Below are 18,872 nucleotides of genomic sequence, written 5' to 3'. Positions count from 1 at the left end.
CAAAAAGGTGGAACTGACTCAGTTAACCGCTATTTCACCGGTGGACGGACGCTACGCCAGCAAAAGTGAAGAACTTCGCAGTATTTTCAGCGAGTACGGATTATTAAAATACCGTGTTCAGGTAGAAGTACGCTGGTTGCAGATGCTGGCTGCCCACGAGCAGATTACCGAAGTACCGGCCTTTAGCGAACAGTCAAACGCCCTGCTGGATGACATTGTGGCCAACTTCTCAGTGGATGATGCCATGCGCATCAAAGACATTGAGCGTACCACAAACCATGACGTGAAAGCCGTTGAGTACTTTTTAAAAGAAAAAGTGGCAGACAACAGCGAACTGAACGCCATCAGCGAGTTCATTCACTTTGCATGTACGTCAGAGGACATCAATAATCTGTCGCATGGTCTGATGCTAACAGAAGCCCGTGATACGGTATTACTGCCTTATTGCGATAAGCTGATTAGCGAACTGACCCGCCTGGCCAAAACCTTCAAAAGCATCCCGATGATGGCCCGTACTCACGGCCAGCCAGCCTCGCCAACCACCATGGGTAAGGAAATGGCTAATGTGGCGGTGCGCCTGCAGCGTCAGCGCGACCAGATTGCTCAGGTTAGCCTGCTGGGTAAAATCAATGGGGCTGTGGGTAACTACAATGCTCACCTTTCTGCTTACCCTGACATTGACTGGCATGCCACTTCTCAGGCATTTGTTACCAGCCTGGGTCTGTCCTGGAATGCATTTACCACGCAGATTGAACCGCATGATTATATTGCCGAGCTGTTTGATGCGGTGGGACGCTTCAATACCATCGTGATTGATTTTGACCGTGACGTATGGGGATATATTGCCCTGGGTCATTTCAAACAAAAAACGGTGGCCGGTGAAATTGGTTCTTCCACCATGCCGCACAAAGTTAACCCGATTGACTTTGAAAACTCTGAAGGCAATCTGGGCCTGGCTAATGCCATTTTTGACCACCTGGCCAGCAAACTGCCCGTATCACGCTGGCAGCGCGATTTGACGGATTCCACCGTGCTGAGAAATCTGGGCGTTGGTGCAGGTTACTCTGTGATTGCTTATCAGGCTACACTGAAAGGCATCAGCAAGCTGGAAGTGAATGAGCAAAGCCTGCTTAATGAACTAAACAACAACTGGGAATTACTGGCAGAGCCTATTCAGACGGTCATGCGCCGCTATGGTATTGAAAAGCCGTATGAAAAGCTTAAAGAGTTGACCCGCGGTAAAAAGGTCGATGCTGCTGCTATCAGTGAATTTATCGACACGCTGGATATGCCTGAAATGGCTAAAGATCAACTTAAAGCCTTGTCCCCGGCCACTTACATCGGTGATGCTGAGCGTCTGGTTGATCAACTACTAGGCGAATAACCCTGTACCTGCGGCGCATCTCTGCTAAGTGCGCCGCGATATAAACGGGTTTATCACCAGCCAAAAAATGATCTAGTATTATGGAAGATACATGTTTGTCCGGCGCGCCGGTCAAACAGTCAAACGACGTAAGGATGGCTGTGATCAGGAATCAATCAGGCAATACCGATGTCAGAGAAAAACTGATACTTAATTTAAGTTTTTCCGCGCTGCTGGTGTTGGTGTCATACTCATTTTATCTTGAGTATGTGGCCGGTGAAGCCTCTACCCTCATATTACTTAATTTCACTTTGCATTCAGCCTGGTTTACCAGCCTTATTGTTTTAATGCAGGGAAAACGCCTTAAGCACTTCAGGCTCTCGCGCAGCTTGTTTTTACTCGCTGTAGGCTCAGCGATCGCTACCACATCCCTATTGTGGGGTGCTGATACCGGTCTGCAGTATTTTCTGCTACTGGCCATGGTGGGTTGTGACTATTTTTTCCGCCAGGAAGAAAAACAGGCACAGCAGATCAGTGAGCTGTTTTTTCTGATTACTTTTCTGGGTACAGAACTGTTCATCATTTTACCTGAAGGTGAAGTGTGGAAGTCGGTGCGCTTTTTTAACAGCCTGGTGCTGGGAATTGGCAGCCTTTATCTGTTACGCACGGTGCGGGCCCGCCAGGCCGGCAATGCCATCATGCGCGGCCTGGACAGTTCACTGGTTGCCAGCCTCCTGCCCAGAGACCCGGACAACCCGGCTGACTACTGGCAGGTTGGCGAAACCCGTAAGCTGGACACCGTCAGTGTGCTGTTTGCGGATTTACGCGGCTACACCGGACTGAGTGAGCGGTTCGATGATGAAGAAGTGGTTGCCCTGCTCAATAACCTGTACCTGCAGTTTGATGATATTGCTATGCGCTATGGCGTGGAAAAAATCAAAACCAACGGCGATGAATATATGGCTGCGACCGGGGTGCCTATTATCCGCCGCAATGCGATTCCTCCGGCGGGCAAAGATGCCACCCGCCTGTGTCATTTTGCTTTTGCCATCATCGATGTTGTCGCAACGCTGCGTGAACGGCTTAATATTGATTTGTCAGTGCGGGTCGGAATGGCCACCGGTGCGGTCACCGGCGGTATTATTGGTAACCACAAACCCCATTTTGATATCTGGGGTAAAACCGTCAATCTGGCGTCCCGGCTGGAGCAGTTTGGGCAGCCGGATGAAGTTACCGTTTGTCCGGTAACAGCGGATATTTTACGCGGTGACTTGATGTCTCCTTATGAGCCTGGCCAGTACCAGGACTATGATGCACGTTATCGCGGTCATCCGGTATTGCGCAAAGTGGTGTGATTTGTTTTACAATGGCGAAAAGTTTATAACCGAGTAGCCTTTGTTTACATTAAATCTGGACACCGCCGCCTTTCTAAAATCTTACTGGCAACAACAACCCTTTGTGATCCGTCGTGGATTCGACCATTTTGCAGACTTTCTGGATGAGCACGATCTGGCCGGTCTCAGTGAAATGGAAGAAGTGGATAGTCGTATTATCAGTCATAAAGACAATGACTGGACAATGACCGCAGGGCCGTTTGATGACTTTTCCGAGGTCTGTAAAGACCAGTGGACGCTGCTGGTTCAGGCGGTCGACCGTTACGTAGACGAAGCAGCCCTGTTGATGGATGCGTTTGGCTTTCTGCCTTACTGGCGTATGGATGATCTGATGGTCAGCTTTGCCACCCAGGGCGCCGGTGTTGGTCCGCATCTGGACCAGTACGATGTTTTTCTGGTGCAGGGTAAAGGACGCAGACATTGGAAGGTAGGCCGGCCAGGCGAGCATCAGGCGGTTTATCCTCATCCAAAGCTCCAGCAGATTGCGCCGTTTGAACCGGTACTGGATGTGGTGCTCGAGCCGGGCGATATTTTGTATATTCCTCCCGGCTGGCCACACGATGGCGTAGCGCTGGAAGACTGCATGACCTATTCGGTCGGCTTTCGTGCCCCTGACCAGGCCCAGCTCAGTGATACACTGACTGCGGTATTTGAAGAACAGCCCACCGACAGCCAGCGCTTCACAGACCCGGCCCGGGCACAGGCTGTACGGCCTGCTCTGGTGGAGGATGCCGATTTACAACAACTGACCCGTCTGCTGCAAAACGCGCTGGAGAAACCAGAATGGCAAACCAGCCTGATGCGCATGCTCAGCGATCAGCACCTTCCGGAAATGGTGCCCGATACGCTGGCTACCGCCGCCTCTTTGCAAGACGCTCTGAACAACGGTCAGCTGGTATACCGCAGTCCTGGAACCCGCCCGGTTTATCGTCAGCCTGCCCCACACAGCAGTACCTTTGACTTTTATGTCAATGGCGAGATGTTCACGGTAGCCGCCACTATGCAGGATAATTGCATTCGTCTGATCGAGGGTGACGTGATTGATGACAGCTGGCTGGATACAACAGGCTGTGCATTTTTTGAACTATTAGCTATACTGGTTAATAAGGGCTATTGGGAACTGGAGGACATTTCCCTGGAGTAAGTCAAACACATCCGCAAGGACTGCACTACAGGGAGGCAGGCGTGGTATGGCTTATAGCATCAAAACCGTAGACTGGGCGAGTGCCCGGGAGCAGCTTGTTAAACTTCGTGAAAAGGTCTTTGTACTGGAGTGGCAATTACCACGCAGTGCTGAATTTGACAGTGATGATGAACAGGCATTTCATATTATTGTCAGCGCAGATAACAAACCGGTAGCCACGGCCCGGCTTACCCGTAACGGCGAAATTGGCCGGGTTGCTATTTTACTCGGCTTTCGTAACCTTGAAGTTTACAAGACCTTGTTTTCAGCCTTGTTGGAACAGGCAACCGCCATTCAGATAGCCCAGGTCACCCTGCATTGTGATTTAACCAGTGTGGAATATCATACCGAACTGGGGTTTCGGCCGGCTGGTCCGGCATTCATGGACGCAGGTATTGCCAGATTGCCTATGAGCTGCCCGATTAATAAGTTCCGTCTGCCGGATGTCAGCCGGCTGCACTGACAAGCAAGTGCCGACAATACAGCCTACGCAGTAAGCTGACACACTTGTTTACACAAGCTTGTTTGCGCGGTGCGTGCAGGCACAGTAATGTCAGGGTTAGCAGATTATAAGTTTTGGATAAGGACAACGCAGTAGTATGAAATTACTCAGACTGACGCTGGGCGGGTTGTTGTTTGTTGCCGGCATCATTTTCACTATTATACCGGGCTCCACCTTGCTGGTAATTTCCGGCCTGGTGTTGTTGAGCTACGACTGGCCCCGGGCCCGTGGCTGGCTGGTTTGGTTTCAGCGCTCTACAGCGCGCAGTGCACGACGCGTTGATGCCTGGTTGCTGGCCAGAAAGTTACGCTGATTCCAGCTTATTTTTTAACAGCCAGCACCTAAAAAAGAAGCCGCATAATGCGGCTTCTTTACGTTGAGTGTGTTGTTATTATTATTATTTAGTGGTTTTCCGCCAGGTATAACCAGGTTTCTACCACTGTGTCAGGGTTCAGAGATAATGAATCGATGCCTTCCTGTACCAGCCAGGCGGCAAAGTCTTCGTGGTCCGACGGCCCCTGGCCGCAGATCCCAACATATTTACCCCGGCGCTTGGCGGTTTGAATCGCCATAGACAGCAGGGCTTTCACAGCTTCATTACGCTCTTCAAAAAGATGCGCAATCAAGCCAGAGTCACGGTCCAGACCCAGCGTCAGCTGTGTCAGGTCGTTCGAGCCAATTGAGAAACCGTCAAAGATATCCAGGAATTTATCCGCCAGCAGCGCGTTGGACGGCAGTTCACACATCATAATGACACGTAATTCGTTTTCGCCCTGTACCAGACCTTCCTCAGCCAGCAAATCAATTACCTGCTGCCCTTCTTCCACTGTGCGCACAAACGGAATCATGATTTCAACATTAGTCAGTCCCATTTTGTTACGTACCCGCCGAATGGCCTCGCATTCCAGCGCAAAGCAGTCACGGAACTCTTCAGACACGTAACGGCTTGCACCACGGAAGCCAAGCATCGGGTTTTCTTCATCCGGCTCGTACTGATAACCACCCACCAGGTTGAAATACTCGTTGGATTTGAAATCAGACATCCGCACAATCACTTTTTTCGGTGCAAAAGCAGCGCCGATGGTGCTGATCCCCTCAACCAGTTTCTCAATGTAATATTCAGTGGGTGAATCATAACCAGCAATCATGTCGCTGATTTCTTCTTTCAGCTCTTCAGGCTGATCATCAAAATTCAGCAGTGCTTTAGGATGCACACCAATCATACGGTTAATAATGAATTCAAGGCGAGCCAGCCCCACCCCTTCATTTGGCAAACGGGCAAAATCAAAAGCGCGATCCGGGTTACCCACGTTCATCATCACTTTAAGCGGCAGGTCCGGCATGGAATCAATGCGTGATGTCACCACATCAAATTCCAGCTGGGCATTGTAAATAAAGCCGGTATCCCCTTCAGCACATGACACGGTGACTTCATCACCGGTCTGAATCGAGTCTGTAGCATTGCCACAGCCCACGACCGCAGGGATACCCAGTTCGCGGGCAATGATTGCTGCGTGACAGGTACGACCGCCACGGTTAGTCACTATGGCCGAGGCCTTTTTCATGATCGGCTCCCAGTCCGGGTCGGTCATGTCCGTAACCAGCACATCGCCAGCCTGAATTTTATCCATTTCCTCAATTGAGCCCAGTACCTTGGCAGTACCTGCACCGATTTTGTGCCCGATGGCACGCCCTTCACAGATAATATTGCTCTGGCCTTTTAACTGAAAGCGTTCAATGGTCTGGCTGTCTTCACGACTGCGTACCGTTTCCGGACGGGCCTGTACAATGTAGAGTTTGCCGTCAGTGCCGTCTTTGGCCCACTCAATATCCATTGGACGCTTGTAGTGCTGTTCAATAATGACAGCCTGTTTGGCCAGTTCCTGTACTTCGTCATCGGTCAGCGAGAACTTCATGCTGTCGGCACGCTCAACATCCACAATGGAGACCTGTTTACCGTGAGAGGCATCGTCTGAGTAAATCATCTTGGTCAGCTTGCTGCCCAGATTACGACGAACAATCGCCGGTAAACCTTTTTCCAGTGTAGGCTTGTGCACATAAAATTCATCCGGGTTCACCGCGCCCTGTACGACCATTTCGCCCAGACCAACCGAGCTTGTGACAAACACCACATCTTCAAAGCCTGACTCGGTATCGATGGTGAACATTACACCTGAAGAAGCAATGTCACTGCGGACCATGCGCTGTACACCAGCTGATAACGCCACGCCTTTATGGTCGTAGCCCTGGTGTACACGATAAGAAATTGCACGATCGTTAAACAGTGAGGCAAATACGTGCTTGATGGCCACCATAACGGCATCATAGCCTTTTACATTCAGGAAAGTTTCCTGCTGACCGGCAAATGAAGCATCCGGCATATCCTCAGCGGTAGCAGAAGACCGTACCGCAAAGGATGCTTCTTCGCCTGCATCGCCCTGTAGGGTAACAAAGGCTTCACTGATGGCTTTTTCAAATTCTGGCTGAAACGGCGTATCGATAATCCACTGCCGAATATTCTTACCTGCTTCGGTCAGTGCGTTCACATCATCCACGTCCAGTGCGTCCAGCACTTCATGAATCCGGGCATCCAGGCCACTTTGCAGTAAAAACTGGTTGAAGGCATCAGCCGTTGTTGCAAAACCGCCTGGCACCTGCACCCCGGCATTGGCCAGATTCGAAATCATTTCTCCTAACGATGCATTTTTACCGCCCACCCGGTTAACATCATGCATCCCCAACTCTTGATACCACAATACGTGTTCTTGCACAGCCCGAGCCTCCAGCTTTTATGTCTATAATGAGTCCGTCAGGACGACTTTCTGTTTTCACTACGTGTGTGTCTTACACCAGTGTAGACAACTAAGTCTTTAGTGGTACTGGCTTTTCGACAAAACCATCATAGAATGGAGAAAATTTAAAAGTAAAACATTTATTAATTCTGTAAATTAATTACAACACTTAAGGACTGGTTGTGCGTACAGCTTTTTACATTTCCGATGGCACTGCAATTACCTCTGAAGTATTCGGGCATGCCTTGTTATCTCTGTTCCCGATGCAATTTGACCACAAAACAATTCCGTTTGTTGAAGACGAAGAACACGCCTACCGGGTGTTGGAACGAATTTCTGAAAGTTTTCAAGATAGCGGAGAGCGACCGCTCGTTTTTTATACAATTGTGAATGCGGATGTCCGTAAAATTATCGCCCGCTCGGTGGGAATTAATTATAATTTTCTCGACCAGTTTGTTGCGCCGCTGGAAAAAGTACTGGGCGTGCCTTCCAAACCGGAAAAACACCGCACCCACAGTATTCATGAAACAACCTACGATATACGGATTGAAGCGGTAAATTACGCCCTGGCCAATGATGACGGCTCTAACCTTAAAGAATATGCCAATGCTGACATTATTCTGGTAGGCGTATCCCGCTCCGGTAAAACCCCGACCAGTCTTTACCTGGCGCTGCAATACGGCATCAAAGCGGCGAATTACCCGTTCACCGAGGAAGATATGGGCGACATGCTGAAGTTGCCGCCGGCTTTACGGCCTTACAAGCACAAGCTGTTCGGGCTGACGATTCACCCTGAACGGCTTAGTCAGATCCGCTCCGAGCGCCGCGCAAACAGCCGCTACGCCTCACTTAAACAGTGCCGGATGGAGTTACGTGAAGTAGAAAACCTGTACCGCCGGGAAAAAATTCCGTTTTTAAACAGTACCCGGTTTTCTATTGAGGAAATCTCGGCCAAAATTCTGGCTGAAACAGGACTGCAGCGACGCAAGTATTAAACTCACGGGCAGGCGCCATAGCGGTCTGCCTGCTTATTATGTGATTAATCTGCCGTACCGGTTTAGCGGTTTGTACGCTGCCCCAGCACATCAAACAACGGGCCCAGATGAGCTTCAAACTGCTGCCACTGGGTCATACCGCTACGATAAATAGGCTGGCGCACCTGCTCAGAGCTGGGCGTTTTTATCACCCTTCTGGTGACGTGAAAGTCCACACAGGCCTGCTCAAAGGGCAGTTCGCAAAATGCCAGCAGTCGCTTGACCTGGCCGGTGAGATCATCAATCACCGCTTCATGCTGTACAGTCAGTATCTGGCCTGGTAACACACGGTGCCAGTGGTTCATCAGTTTTTCATAAGCGATGTAATAACGGCCGATATCACGCAGGCTGTAGCTGAATTCCTGCCCCTCGCCAAACAGCTGTTTGTAACCACTAAAACAACAGGCTACCGGATCGCGCCGTGCATCAATGATTCTGGCCTTGGGCAGAATACGCTTGATAAGCCCGATATGAATAAAGTTATTGGGCATTTTATCAATAAAAAATGGCGCGCCATTACGATAGGCCCGGGTTTGCTCTATATACTGCTGGCCCAGTGCCTGGCACTGCGCATCACTTAGCCGGGCCAGGTTAAACGGATAGGCGTTGCCCTGATGACTCAGGCTGTTGGCAATTCCCAGAATATCATGCAGTTCCATGGTGCCGTCCACCATAGAATGAGAGGCCAGGATTTGCTCAAGCAGTGTTGAGCCGGCCCGCGGCAGTCCCACAATAAAAATAGGATCAGGGGCATGACAGCCACCAGGCTGAGCAAACATGGGCGCCTGACACGCCTGCTGCTGCGCCTCAAGCGCCGCCTCGGTACGGCTGATATCAAAACGCAGGGTTTTACGCTTTAATGCATTACCGCGCTGATAATAGCTAAATGCCTGATCAGCCTGCTTGTTGTCTTCCAGTGCTTTGCCCAGCGCAAAACACAGATGAATATTATCTTCCAGTTTGACGGTACTGCCATGCTGCGCAACCACCATGGATTCAATCATGGCATCATCAAACCGGTAGGTTTTGGTATTGGCCAGGCTCCAGTAAGCGTCACCAAAATCCGGTGCCTGCCGGGCCGCCTGCTGATAAGCTTCAATCGCGCCAACGGTATCTCCGGCCGCTTTCAGGGCGTGACCCAGTGCCACCCAGAGTGCCGGACGTGCCGGTTGGTCGGCCAGTAATGTGCGGTACAATTCAATCGCTTCGTTAAGCGCGCCGACGCCCACCAGCGCATGAGCCAGCCCGGCCTGAATCGTCATATTGTGTGGCTGGTTTTGCAGGCGTCTGCGGGCCTGTTTCACCGCCTGTGGAAACTTACCCAGTTTGGATAACAGCGCCTGATAAGCTGCTGCCGCCCGGTCGTTATCCGGATAAAGCGTGACGCAGCTTTCCAGTAAAAATTCGGCGTCACTGTAAACTTTAAGCTGCATGCCAATCTCTGCCAGCAGCATCATTGCCTCGGCATCATGTTTATTGGCTTGCAAGTATTGACGGCAAACCTGCTCGGCTTTAAACAGTTGCCCATCGTGCAGTAGGTCTGTTGCCCCCAGCAAAGGCTTGGGCAACGAGGTTAAAAAAGAGATTTGCTGCTGAGCCAGCTGCAGGGCCCGGATTTGATTGTCGCGCTGGTACGCCTGCTCCAGTTGCTGCCAGGCCGCCAGCAGTGCCGGGTTAAACCGGGTCGCCTGATAAAACGCATAAGTGGCGTTTTGATCCTCGCCCTGGCGCTGGTAGCAATAGCCCTGCTCCTGATAGGCCCGGCCATAATCGGGAAAATCAGTTACCAGCTGCTGTAAATCATGCAGTGCCAGGTCTGGCTGCCCGCTCAGGCGATACGCCACGGCTTTGCAATAGCGGGCTTCACGCATCGCTTCAGGTGATGTCAGGCTGGCCAGCACGTCGTCACACTGGGCAATAACCGTCGCATACTGTGACTGCATCAGCGCTTTTTTAAGCATGTTTAACTGTGTTTGTTCTTGTGTATTCATAACTACCGGCTGGTCAAATAAAAACGGCAAGCCCATCGCGGGCTTGCCGTATCAGTGTACAACAACTATTTATAATGCCGTCAATGGCTTAATAATAATCATAGGAGAACCGCAAACCGATGGTACGGGGCCGGTTAGTCACCACTTTAGGTGTAAACTGCTGGGTATCAATATTGAGTACCGCATGTTCATCAAATACATTATCGATGTACAGCTCGGCCTTCCAGGCATCGTTGGTCACCCCAACCGCCAGATTAGCCAGCACATAGGACTCCTGTACATAGCGGCCACCACGAAAGGTATCGCCATTGGCATCCGCATAGGTCACGCCTTCATAAACATCAGCATGCTGCTCAATTTTCAGCCCCGAGCCGGTACCGTAAATCAGCTGGGTGGCATCCTCCATAACGTAGGCGTCCATTACCATGCCGGCATAACGATCCCCGGTATAACTGACAGAGCCGTTCAAATAGCCCTGTTTACCATCAAACACCTCGAAGAAATAGCGGGCATTCACGTTCCCGGAAAAGCCTGCTGAGTATGGCAGTTCAGTGCCCACTCCGGCTGCAATGCCTTCAAGCTCTGAGTTAACCCGGGTCAGCTCGGTATCCAGCAGACTAAATGCCGCATTCACCACCAGATTATCGGTAGCCAGCCAGGTAATATTGGCATCCAGCCCCTGAATTTCGGCATCGCCTACGTTGTCGGTAAAGACCAGAAACGAGATATTGGTCGGGTCAAACCGGGAAGTCTGCAGGTCGGTGATTTCTGAGTAGTACGCCGTTGCATTCACGCGCAGGATCCCGTCCAGAAAATCACCTTTCAAACCCAGTTCATAGTTGTCGAGCGTATCGGTGGTGGAATACACCGGAATACGGAAATTCTCGAATTTGCCGGCCTGATTGGAAGATAAACCTCCTCCCACCCGGTTGGTTACCGGTGGTCTGAAGCCTTCCGAGTAGTTGGCAAACAGCAGTACATCTTCATTGACCTTCCAGTCCAGTGAGAACTTGAATATTGTGTCATCCACGGTGAGCACGCCATCATCATCAAGCAAATCTACCTGCAACTGGCCGCTTTGTACTGCAGCATTAACCGCTTCCGGGTCCAGCCCGACAGCTGCCAGTTCATCGGCATCCATGGTACCAAACGCACGAATCCGGCGACTTACATCCACGGTAGAAGTAGAGCCTTCGTAAATATCATCAATTTCATACCACCGCGCGCCCACACTGGCGGTAATGGTGTCGGTCAGATCATATTCCAGTTGCCCGAATACCGCTATCTGCTCAATAGTGTGGGTTATGTCGTTGATAAAACTGACCTCAGAAGGAAACGGACCGCCATCGCTGTTGATACCCTCATTGCCCACCAGAGTTCGCTGAAGATTATCAAACCCGAATGTTGTCATCTCGGTGTTAGCAATTTTAAACTGGCCTACTGTGGCAATTTCCTGCTCGTCATAAAACAAGCCGGCGGTAACACGCCACGGCGTATCCATGGTGGTGTTAAAACGCAGTTCATGGGTATTACGAGTAGTGCTGGTGTCTTCTTTAAAATATTTGGTCGGGTCCAGACAGCGCTCATCAGCGGTATTGTCCGGCGTATCATAGTGATTACACACATAATAGGCTGAAAACAAACCCCCATTAGTATAGCCGGTGTAATCAGCCAGCGTATCAATCTCACGGTCCAGATAACCACCCGTGTACACCAGATCAAGCTTGTTCAGGCGCCCTTCTAGCGTCCAGGTGGTCAGCCCGAACTCATCCTTGTTTTCTTCCTGCTGAAAGCGCAGCGCTGACTGCTCACCATCAAGCGTCGGGTCGTAGGCAAATACCCCTTCGGTGTCCAGCGTTTGCTGAGTGTGCTGCACCAGCAGCTTCCAGTCATCATTGATATGATAACTCAGGCCAAGTCGCGCGCCGGCATACACCGCATCATTAAAGTCTTCTTCTACCAATGCATCGTTTTGCGGGGAGACCACGGCCGCCTCAGTGTTTGAGGAAATATCCGGGTTGGTGATGCGGTTGGCATCCATCGCAGCAGCATCGGCAAGCGGACCACCGGAAATGCGGTTGATAACCTGGGCACTACCAATATAACCGCCCTCACCGGGCACGTTAGGCACATTGTCTATCCAGCCACCCTGTTTATCGTTGTAAGCTGCCACACGTACCGCCAGGTCGTCTGACAATGGCATATTAAAGTAAGCTTCCAGTGCATTACTCATTTCACCATCTTTGGTAAACGACAAATTTGTGTCAACGCCGGCGGCAAAGGCGTCATGCCGGGGCTTGTTGGTAATAAGCCGGATAGTACCAGCCTGTGAACTGGCTCCGAACAGGGTTCCCTGCGGCCCCGGCAGAACCTCTACCCGCTGTACATCGGTGGCATAAACATCCAAATTACGGCCAGCCATCGATACAGGCTGATCATCTAAGTAAAATGCCACAGAAGGCTGTAAGGCCTGAACTGAAGACAGCATGATATTGGACTGGGTGGTGGCGGCGCCGCGAATGTAAATTTCATTCTGGCCGGGGCCGGTACCCTGAAAGGTGACATTGGGCAGAAACTCCACATAATCCTGGAAATTATCAATACCCATATTCTCCAGTGCTTCGCCGTTTAGCGCTGTAACGGCAACCGGCACATCCTGGATCGACTCTGCCCGTTTGGTTGCGGTGACTTCAATGGTTTCAATTTTAGCCTGCCCTGAAGACTCCTCCTGAGCGTGCACAGACAAGCCCGCCAGCGCAGCCAATATAGCGCAACTAAGTTGAGACTTTTTCATGATTGGTGTGTTTCCTTTACTTTTATAGATGATGTTGCCGTTTTTGTGGCTTAACTGTTTGCACAGATACGACATCACGCGTGTTCCATCCTGCTTTTCACCACAGCCATTTATTGTTTTTAGCGGGCTGTCGGCTAATTTTAGAACACTCTTATAAAAGTTCGCACACTTTTCACTCAAAAATCAACTTGAACACTAATAATTACTACAAAAGTTTAAATTTAATGTTCCTTCGCGTATATTCCGCCGTACTCAAATCTGGGACGATTCCGTTTGGGTCTTTGTTTAATTAACAGAAGGATGAATAAGTGAGCAGTGAAAATGCCGAACAAGGCTATTTGAACAAAAAGGTATTCATTACCTCATCATTACTAATATTCGCCCTGCTGATTTTTGCTGCTGCCGGGTCAGACTATGCTAAAAACGTGTTTGACAGTGCTCAATCCGCTATCGTAACTAACGGTGGCTGGTTTTATATTCTGACGGTAGCGGTAATACTGATTTCAGTAGTTTTTCTGGGTTTTTCCCGCTTTGGTGAATTACGGCTTGGTCCGGACCATGCGAAACCCGAGTTTTCTATGCCAACCTGGATCTCGATGCTGTTCGCAGCGGGAATGGGGATTGGTCTGATGTTCTTCGGCGTGGCCGAACCCATCATGCATTTTCAAACACCGCCCAGCGCGGATCCGGGAACAGTGGCTGCCATGCGCGAAGCCATGAAAACCACCTTTTTCCACTGGGGTCTGCATGCGTGGGGCATCTACGCTATGGTCGCCATGGTGCTGGGTTATTTTGCGTTTCGACATAATCTGCCGCTTACGCTGCGCTCTGCACTGTATCCGATCATTGGTGATAAAATTTACGGCTGGCCCGGTCATATCGTAGATATCTTCGCGGTTACCTCGACCATCTTTGGTGTGTCTACCTCACTGGGACTGGGAGCTCAGCAGATTAACTCTGGTCTGAACTACGTGTTTGGTGTACCCAAAGGCGAAGGTGTTCAGGTCATGGTAATGGGCTTTGTGGTACTGCTGGCGATAGTGTCAGTTGCCACCGGTCTGGATAAGGGCATTCGCCGTTTATCAGAAACCAATATGGCGCTGGCTATTCTGCTGTTGCTATTTATCTTCATTCTGGGCCCTACTGTATTCCTGCTGCAGGCGTATCTGCAAAACACCGGTGCGTATCTGTCTGATATTGTGCGTAACACCCTGAATCTGTATGCCTACGACAAAACCGACTGGATTGGTGGCTGGACGATTTTCTACTGGGGTTGGTGGTTAGCCTGGTCGCCGTTTGTTGGCCTGTTCATCGCACGTGTATCCTACGGCCGTACCATTCGTGAATTTGTTATCGGTGTGCTGTTGATCCCTACCGCTTTCACTATGCTGTGGATGACTATCTTTGGCAATGCCGCCATTGATCTGGTGGTCAATCAGGGTTTTGACAAGCTTACAACTATGGTAGCCGACGACTCTTCGGTGGCACTCTTTGTGTTCCTGGAAAAGTTCCCATGGTCATCGGTACTGACGATTGTGGCGATGGTGATGGTAATGATTTTCTTCGTGACCTCCTGTGACTCCGGTGCCATGGTAGTTGATATGCTGTGCTCAAACGGTCACAACGATACCCCATTGTGGCAGCGTGTTTACTGGGCCCTGACGGTAGGTATTGTTGGTTCGATATTACTGTATGCCGGCGGACTGGAAGCCTTGCAGACGATGACAATTATTGCTGCACTGCCATTCTCAATAGTCTTGCTGCTGGCCATGTACGGGCTGTTCAAGGCATTGAAGGTCGACACCTACAAACGTGAAAGCCTGCAAATGACCTCCGTACAACCCACCGCCAATGAAGCTGATAAAGACTGGCGTAATCGTTTGGAAAACACGATTAGTTTCCCCAATGAGAAAACCGTTCGTCGTTTTATTGAAAAGGTGGCTGAACCTGCTCTTAAAGAAGTGCATGAAGAATTCACCAGTCATGGATTTGATGTGAATATAGAAAAAGATAAGGATTCTATTGCGCTGACCGTAGACATGGGCGATGAAACCAACTTTATCTATGGTGTATATCTGACGCTGGAAGATCAGCCTGAGTTTGTACCTAATGAAAATGGTGAAGCTGTGGCGACTGACGAGAGTACCTACTGCCGGGCAGAGGTGCATTTAGGCGAAGGTGGTCAGAATTATGATATTATGGGCTGGTCTAAACTGGCGATCATTAACGATGTGATCGATCATTATCATAAACATCAGCACTTCCTACACTTGATGAAGTAGTCAAAACAGGAGACGACAGGACAGCTGTATGCGTAAAGAAGAGGAATTACTGGTAGCACTTCGGCGTGTTATCCGCGCAGTAGATTTGCGTAGCAAGCAGTTAAGTAAGGATGTGGGTCTGACCGGCCCGCAACTTATGGTGATGCAAAATATTGAAGGTAACCCCGGTGTGATGGTGCGTGAAATTGCTGAGAGTATTAACCTTAGCCCCGCCACCATAACCAATATTCTTGACCGTCTGGAAAACAGAGGGCTTGCACAACGCATACGAAGTACCAAGGACAAACGTAAGGTGAGTGTTCACCTTACGGACTTGGGAAATGAGGCGCTGGAACATGCGCCGCGTCCGTTACAGGAACACTTTATTGACCGTTTCAACGACCTTAAAGAATGGGAACAAAGTCAGATGGTAGCAACCATGCAACGCATTGCTACCATGATGGATGCAGAGAAAATTGATGCATCACCGTTTCTTGAGGTGGGGAGTATTTCGGACAAAAACCTGTAAGCCCGGTTATGCCGGGTTAGTCGTTCTGACCTTTAAGTGGATTAGGTCGCCCGCCGGTGACCTTGTCCGCTCTTCCTTCACTAACCGCTTTTTCAGCACGCCGTTTACGTACTTCTTTTGGATCAGCAATCAACGGACGGTAAATTTCAATTCTGTCACCGTCGGCCACAACATCGGTAAGCTTTACCACCCGACTCCATATCCCCACTTTGGTGCTGCTTAAGTCAATGTCAGGGTACAGATCAGTAATTCTGGATGCTTCGATTACCTCTTTCACCGTCGCCCCTTCAGCAATGGCAACATCAATAATCGACTGTTTTTGCGGCTCAGCATAAGCCACTTCTGTATTAATGACCCGGTTCATGAATAAACCTGTTTTGCCCTGTCGGTAAAGGCTTTTACCATACTGGCAGCCAGCGCATTAAACACTTTACCAAATGCCAGTTCGGTAAGCTTACTGGTGAATTCAAATTCCAAGTTCAGTTCAATCTTACAGGCTTCGTCGGATAGCGGAGAAAATGTCCAGCCGCCTGAAAGGCGCTTAAACGGACCGTCTACCAGCTTCATGTGAATATGACGGGCTGGCTCCAGCGTATTCTGGGTTGTAAACCACTGCTTAACGCCGGCTTTGGAGACCAGCAGAGCGGCCTGCATGGAGGCATCATCACGGCCCATCACTTTGCTGTCTTTACAACCGGGCAGAAACTGCGGATAAGATTCCACATCGTTGACTAAGTCGTACATAGCTTGTGCGCTATGGTTCACTAGCGCACTGCGTTGAATCGTCGGCATTAAACTTCACTAACTTCATTGAAAAAACTGTCGTATAGTCTACCACGAGTCGATTTGCTTAACCTAGACTTTGCATTTTGAATGTTTTGCCCCATATCTGTTGTATCATCAGTAAATGCATCACGTTCAGGCAAGACTAGCTAAAGACATTGTCTGTACAATCAGTATAATAGCGGGCTATGAAACAGAACAAAGCAAACAAAAATACCGGCGGTACCATCGCGCTGAACAAAAAAGCACGCCATGAGTTTCACCTTGAAGACAAGTTTGAAGCCGGCATGGAGTTGCAGGGATGGGAAATCAAAAGCATTCGTGATGGCAAAGTCAACATCACAGATAACTATGTCATCATCCAAAATGGCGAAGCTTATCTGGTCGGCTGCCGAATTACGCCCTTACAACAGGCTTCTACGCATGTAATTTGTGCACCAGAGCGTGCCCGCAAATTGCTGCTTAGCCGACGCGAGCTGGACCGCCTGATGGGCGCCAGAGACCGTCAGGGTTATTCCATTGTGGCCACGGCCATGTACTGGAAAAAGTGCTGGGTTAAACTGGAAATTTACCTGGCAAAAGGTAAAGACACCAAAGATAAGCGCGATACTCTGAAAGACCGTGACTGGCAGCGCCAGAAAGAACGGGTGATGAAACATAGCGTGTAATTTGATGAACAAGGCAGTCTGCAATAATCAGGCTGCCTTTTTTATTAAGATTCCCGGGCTTTTATTCTCCGGCATTTTGCTTGTCGCGTCGTAAGCGCCTTACCTGGCGCTGACGGTGTAACATATCCAGTATCAGGCTCCATAATGGCCGTGGTGATCGCATGGTAGATAAATCATTGCCCAGACGCCGTAACTGACGTCGTACCATCGACATCTTCACTATGCTGGCCAGGGTTTTATCCTGCCAGTCGCAGTCAGGAATACTGCCTTTATACCCAGGCATTTGTTGCCATTTTCTGACCAGATCCGGGGTGGTTGCCAGGGCGCTGGCCATTCCCAGCAATTCACATCCCTGAGCGAGCACCTGCTCGGCACTGCGCAAGGATACAATTCCGCCGGTCGTCATCACCGGCATGGTGGCCACCTGAGCTATCTGAGCAGCAAACTCAGTAAAATACCCATGTTTACCCAATACCTGCTCATCGCCACTTTTTCCCTGCATGGCCGGTGCTTCATAATTACCGCCCGACACCTCAACACAATCAATATCCAGTTTATTGAGATAACCCACAATGGTTTTGGCTTCGTCCAGGGTTAACCCGCCGCGCTGAAAATCAGACGCGTTAAGTTTTACCATAACCAAAAACCCGCTATGGCATACCGCCTTTATCTGGCTAACAATATTAAGCAGCAACCGGGCGCGATTTGCCAGTGCCCCGCCCCATTGGTCCTGCCGCTGATTGGTTAGCGGAGACAAAAACTGCGCCAGTAAATAGCCGTGAGCTGCGTGAATCTCAACCCCGTCAAAACCGGCCTGCTGGGCTTTTTTAGCCGTATCAACAAAACGCTGGGTAACTGCGTAAATGTCTTCGCAGGTCATTTCACGGGGCTGCGCAAACTGCTTGGTATACTGGCCCATTTTTAATGGCACTTCAGACGGCGCCAGCGCAGTGGCACTGACAGCCCTGAACACCTGACGTCCCGGGTGATTGATTTGCATCACCGCGCACGCACCACCAGACTTTATCACCTTAGCCCAGCGTACAAATGGCTCAATACAGGTTTGCTTTTCCAGTACAACACCACCGGCGCCCGTCATGGCCTGTCGATCTACCATGACATTGCCGGTGATCACCATGCCCAGATCGCCGTGCGCCCAGTACCGATACAGCGAAAACAAATTATGATCGGGCAGGCAGCCGGTAGCCGCCATATTTTCTTCCATGGCGGCTTTAACTACCCGGTTTTTCAACACTTTGCCGCATGGTAGAGTGAGTGGGTCGAATACTACTGACTGTGAACTCATGGTAATGTGGTGGCTTACCTGGTTGGCTGAAAAAATTTGCCATACTTTAGCGGTAATTGCCCTAAATTGCATCTTTACAAATTTTCACGCAGGGGTTGTGTTTCTCACAACCGCACCCATTATTGTTTCTGTTCGCAAAGTAATTGATATCACTTGGTAAAATTGTGACCAGTTAGTTCAGCAACAAGTGATAATCGCTTGTGTAGTGCAGTAATTAACGCTAGACTACGGGTTCGTTTTGACATTGATAGCAATGTTTAAGCAAATGACTT

At 50.0% G+C, this 18,872-nt stretch carries 15 protein-coding genes; 9 read left to right on the top strand and 6 right to left on the bottom strand.

Annotated elements, in window-relative coordinates; translation table 11 throughout:
* Positions 1–7 precede the first annotated feature (7 nt).
* The 5 genes from purB (at position 8) to EZV72_RS08185 (ending at position 4,755) form a co-directional block, all read left to right on the top strand.
* Positions 8–1,384 (top strand): adenylosuccinate lyase, encoded by a 1,377-nt coding sequence (purB, locus tag EZV72_RS08205; RefSeq protein ID WP_137166788.1) that lies wholly within the window; start codon positions 8–10, stop codon positions 1,382–1,384.
* A 140-nt stretch (positions 1,385–1,524) separates the two neighbouring features.
* Positions 1,525–2,718, top strand: coding sequence for an adenylate/guanylate cyclase domain-containing protein (locus EZV72_RS08200; RefSeq protein WP_175405074.1), 1,194 nt, complete (start codon positions 1,525–1,527; stop codon positions 2,716–2,718).
* A gap of 40 nt (positions 2,719–2,758) precedes the next feature.
* Positions 2,759–3,901: a cupin domain-containing protein gene (locus tag EZV72_RS08195; RefSeq protein ID WP_137166786.1), complete on the top strand. Its 1,143-nt coding sequence runs from the start codon at positions 2,759–2,761 to the stop codon at positions 3,899–3,901.
* A 46-nt stretch (positions 3,902–3,947) separates the two neighbouring features.
* Positions 3,948–4,403, top strand: a complete 456-nt coding sequence (locus EZV72_RS08190) for a GNAT family N-acetyltransferase (RefSeq protein WP_137166785.1) — start codon at positions 3,948–3,950, stop codon at positions 4,401–4,403.
* A gap of 136 nt (positions 4,404–4,539) precedes the next feature.
* On the top strand, positions 4,540–4,755 hold the full coding sequence (locus EZV72_RS08185) for a tellurium resistance protein TerC (protein ID WP_137166784.1): 216 nt from the start codon (positions 4,540–4,542) through the stop codon (positions 4,753–4,755).
* Positions 4,756–4,843: 88 nt separating this feature from the next.
* Here the strand turns inward: EZV72_RS08185 and ppsA are convergent, their stop codons facing one another.
* Positions 4,844–7,213, bottom strand: coding sequence for a phosphoenolpyruvate synthase (ppsA, locus tag EZV72_RS08180; protein ID WP_137166783.1), 2,370 nt, complete (start codon positions 7,211–7,213; stop codon positions 4,844–4,846).
* Between the two features lie 203 nt (positions 7,214–7,416).
* On the opposite strand from ppsA, the gene ppsR reads away from it, so the two are divergent.
* Positions 7,417–8,229, top strand: coding sequence for a posphoenolpyruvate synthetase regulatory kinase/phosphorylase PpsR (gene ppsR / locus EZV72_RS08175; RefSeq protein ID WP_137166782.1), 813 nt, complete (start codon positions 7,417–7,419; stop codon positions 8,227–8,229).
* Between the two features lie 62 nt (positions 8,230–8,291).
* Here ppsR and EZV72_RS08170 read toward each other — a convergent pair whose 3' ends face one another.
* Together EZV72_RS08170 and EZV72_RS08165 are read right to left on the bottom strand one after the other, a co-directional pair.
* Positions 8,292–10,259 (bottom strand): tetratricopeptide repeat-containing sulfotransferase family protein, encoded by a 1,968-nt coding sequence (locus EZV72_RS08170; RefSeq protein ID WP_137166781.1) that lies wholly within the window; start codon positions 10,257–10,259, stop codon positions 8,292–8,294.
* 88 nt (positions 10,260–10,347) lie between these two features.
* Positions 10,348–13,053, bottom strand: a complete 2,706-nt coding sequence (locus EZV72_RS08165) for a TonB-dependent receptor (protein ID WP_137166780.1) — start codon at positions 13,051–13,053, stop codon at positions 10,348–10,350.
* 308 nt (positions 13,054–13,361) lie between these two features.
* Between EZV72_RS08165 and EZV72_RS08160 the strand changes: the two genes are divergently transcribed.
* A complete protein-coding gene (locus tag EZV72_RS08160) occupies positions 13,362–15,335 on the top strand; it encodes a BCCT family transporter (protein WP_137166779.1) in 1,974 nt (657 codons plus the stop codon).
* A gap of 28 nt (positions 15,336–15,363) precedes the next feature.
* Positions 15,364–15,843, top strand: a complete 480-nt coding sequence (locus EZV72_RS08155) for a MarR family winged helix-turn-helix transcriptional regulator (RefSeq protein WP_137166778.1) — start codon at positions 15,364–15,366, stop codon at positions 15,841–15,843.
* Between the two features lie 16 nt (positions 15,844–15,859).
* Here the strand turns inward: EZV72_RS08155 and EZV72_RS08150 are convergent, their stop codons facing one another.
* Positions 15,860–16,207 carry an RnfH family protein gene (locus EZV72_RS08150; RefSeq protein WP_137166777.1) on the bottom strand — a complete coding sequence of 116 codons (348 nt, stop codon included), beginning with the start codon at positions 16,205–16,207 and terminating at the stop codon, positions 15,860–15,862.
* Positions 16,204–16,635, bottom strand: a complete 432-nt coding sequence (locus EZV72_RS08145) for a type II toxin-antitoxin system RatA family toxin (protein ID WP_137166776.1) — start codon at positions 16,633–16,635, stop codon at positions 16,204–16,206. Before EZV72_RS08145 ends, EZV72_RS08150 begins: the two co-directional genes overlap by 4 nt.
* A gap of 179 nt (positions 16,636–16,814) precedes the next feature.
* Here EZV72_RS08145 and smpB point away from each other — a divergent pair, with 179 nt between their 5' ends.
* Positions 16,815–17,294 carry an SsrA-binding protein SmpB gene (gene smpB / locus EZV72_RS08140; RefSeq protein WP_137166775.1) on the top strand — a complete coding sequence of 160 codons (480 nt, stop codon included), beginning with the start codon at positions 16,815–16,817 and terminating at the stop codon, positions 17,292–17,294.
* A 61-nt stretch (positions 17,295–17,355) separates the two neighbouring features.
* Here smpB and EZV72_RS08135 read toward each other — a convergent pair whose 3' ends face one another.
* Positions 17,356–18,600, bottom strand: a complete 1,245-nt coding sequence (locus EZV72_RS08135; protein WP_137166774.1) for an NADH:flavin oxidoreductase/NADH oxidase family protein — start codon at positions 18,598–18,600, stop codon at positions 17,356–17,358.
* Between the last annotated feature and the right edge of the window lie 272 nt (positions 18,601–18,872).

This window comes from Salinimonas lutimaris (assembly GCF_005222225.1).
Lineage (GTDB): Bacteria > Pseudomonadota > Gammaproteobacteria > Enterobacterales > Alteromonadaceae > Alteromonas > Alteromonas lutimaris.
Note: the sequence above shows the minus strand (reverse complement) of the source record. Positions and strands in the feature narration are given on the sequence as shown.

Excerpts from the sequence above, each read along its gene's own strand:
- EZV72_RS08190 (WP_137166785.1), top strand. The coding sequence starts at position 3,948 with ATGGCTTATAGCATCAAAACCGTAGACTGGGCGAGTGCCCGGGAGCAG.
- EZV72_RS08185 (WP_137166784.1), top strand. The coding sequence starts at position 4,540 with ATGAAATTACTCAGACTGACGCTGGGCGGGTTGTTGTTTGTTGCCGGC.
- EZV72_RS08170 (WP_137166781.1), bottom strand. The coding sequence starts at position 10,259 with ATGAATACACAAGAACAAACACAGTTAAACATGCTTAAAAAAGCGCTG.
- EZV72_RS08165 (WP_137166780.1), bottom strand. The coding sequence starts at position 13,053 with ATGAAAAAGTCTCAACTTAGTTGCGCTATATTGGCTGCGCTGGCGGGC.
- EZV72_RS08155 (WP_137166778.1), top strand. The coding sequence starts at position 15,364 with ATGCGTAAAGAAGAGGAATTACTGGTAGCACTTCGGCGTGTTATCCGC.
- EZV72_RS08150 (WP_137166777.1), bottom strand. The coding sequence starts at position 16,207 with ATGAACCGGGTCATTAATACAGAAGTGGCTTATGCTGAGCCGCAAAAA.
- EZV72_RS08145 (WP_137166776.1), bottom strand. The coding sequence starts at position 16,635 with ATGCCGACGATTCAACGCAGTGCGCTAGTGAACCATAGCGCACAAGCT.
- smpB (WP_137166775.1), top strand. The coding sequence starts at position 16,815 with ATGAAACAGAACAAAGCAAACAAAAATACCGGCGGTACCATCGCGCTG.
- EZV72_RS08135 (WP_137166774.1), bottom strand. The coding sequence starts at position 18,600 with ATGAGTTCACAGTCAGTAGTATTCGACCCACTCACTCTACCATGCGGC.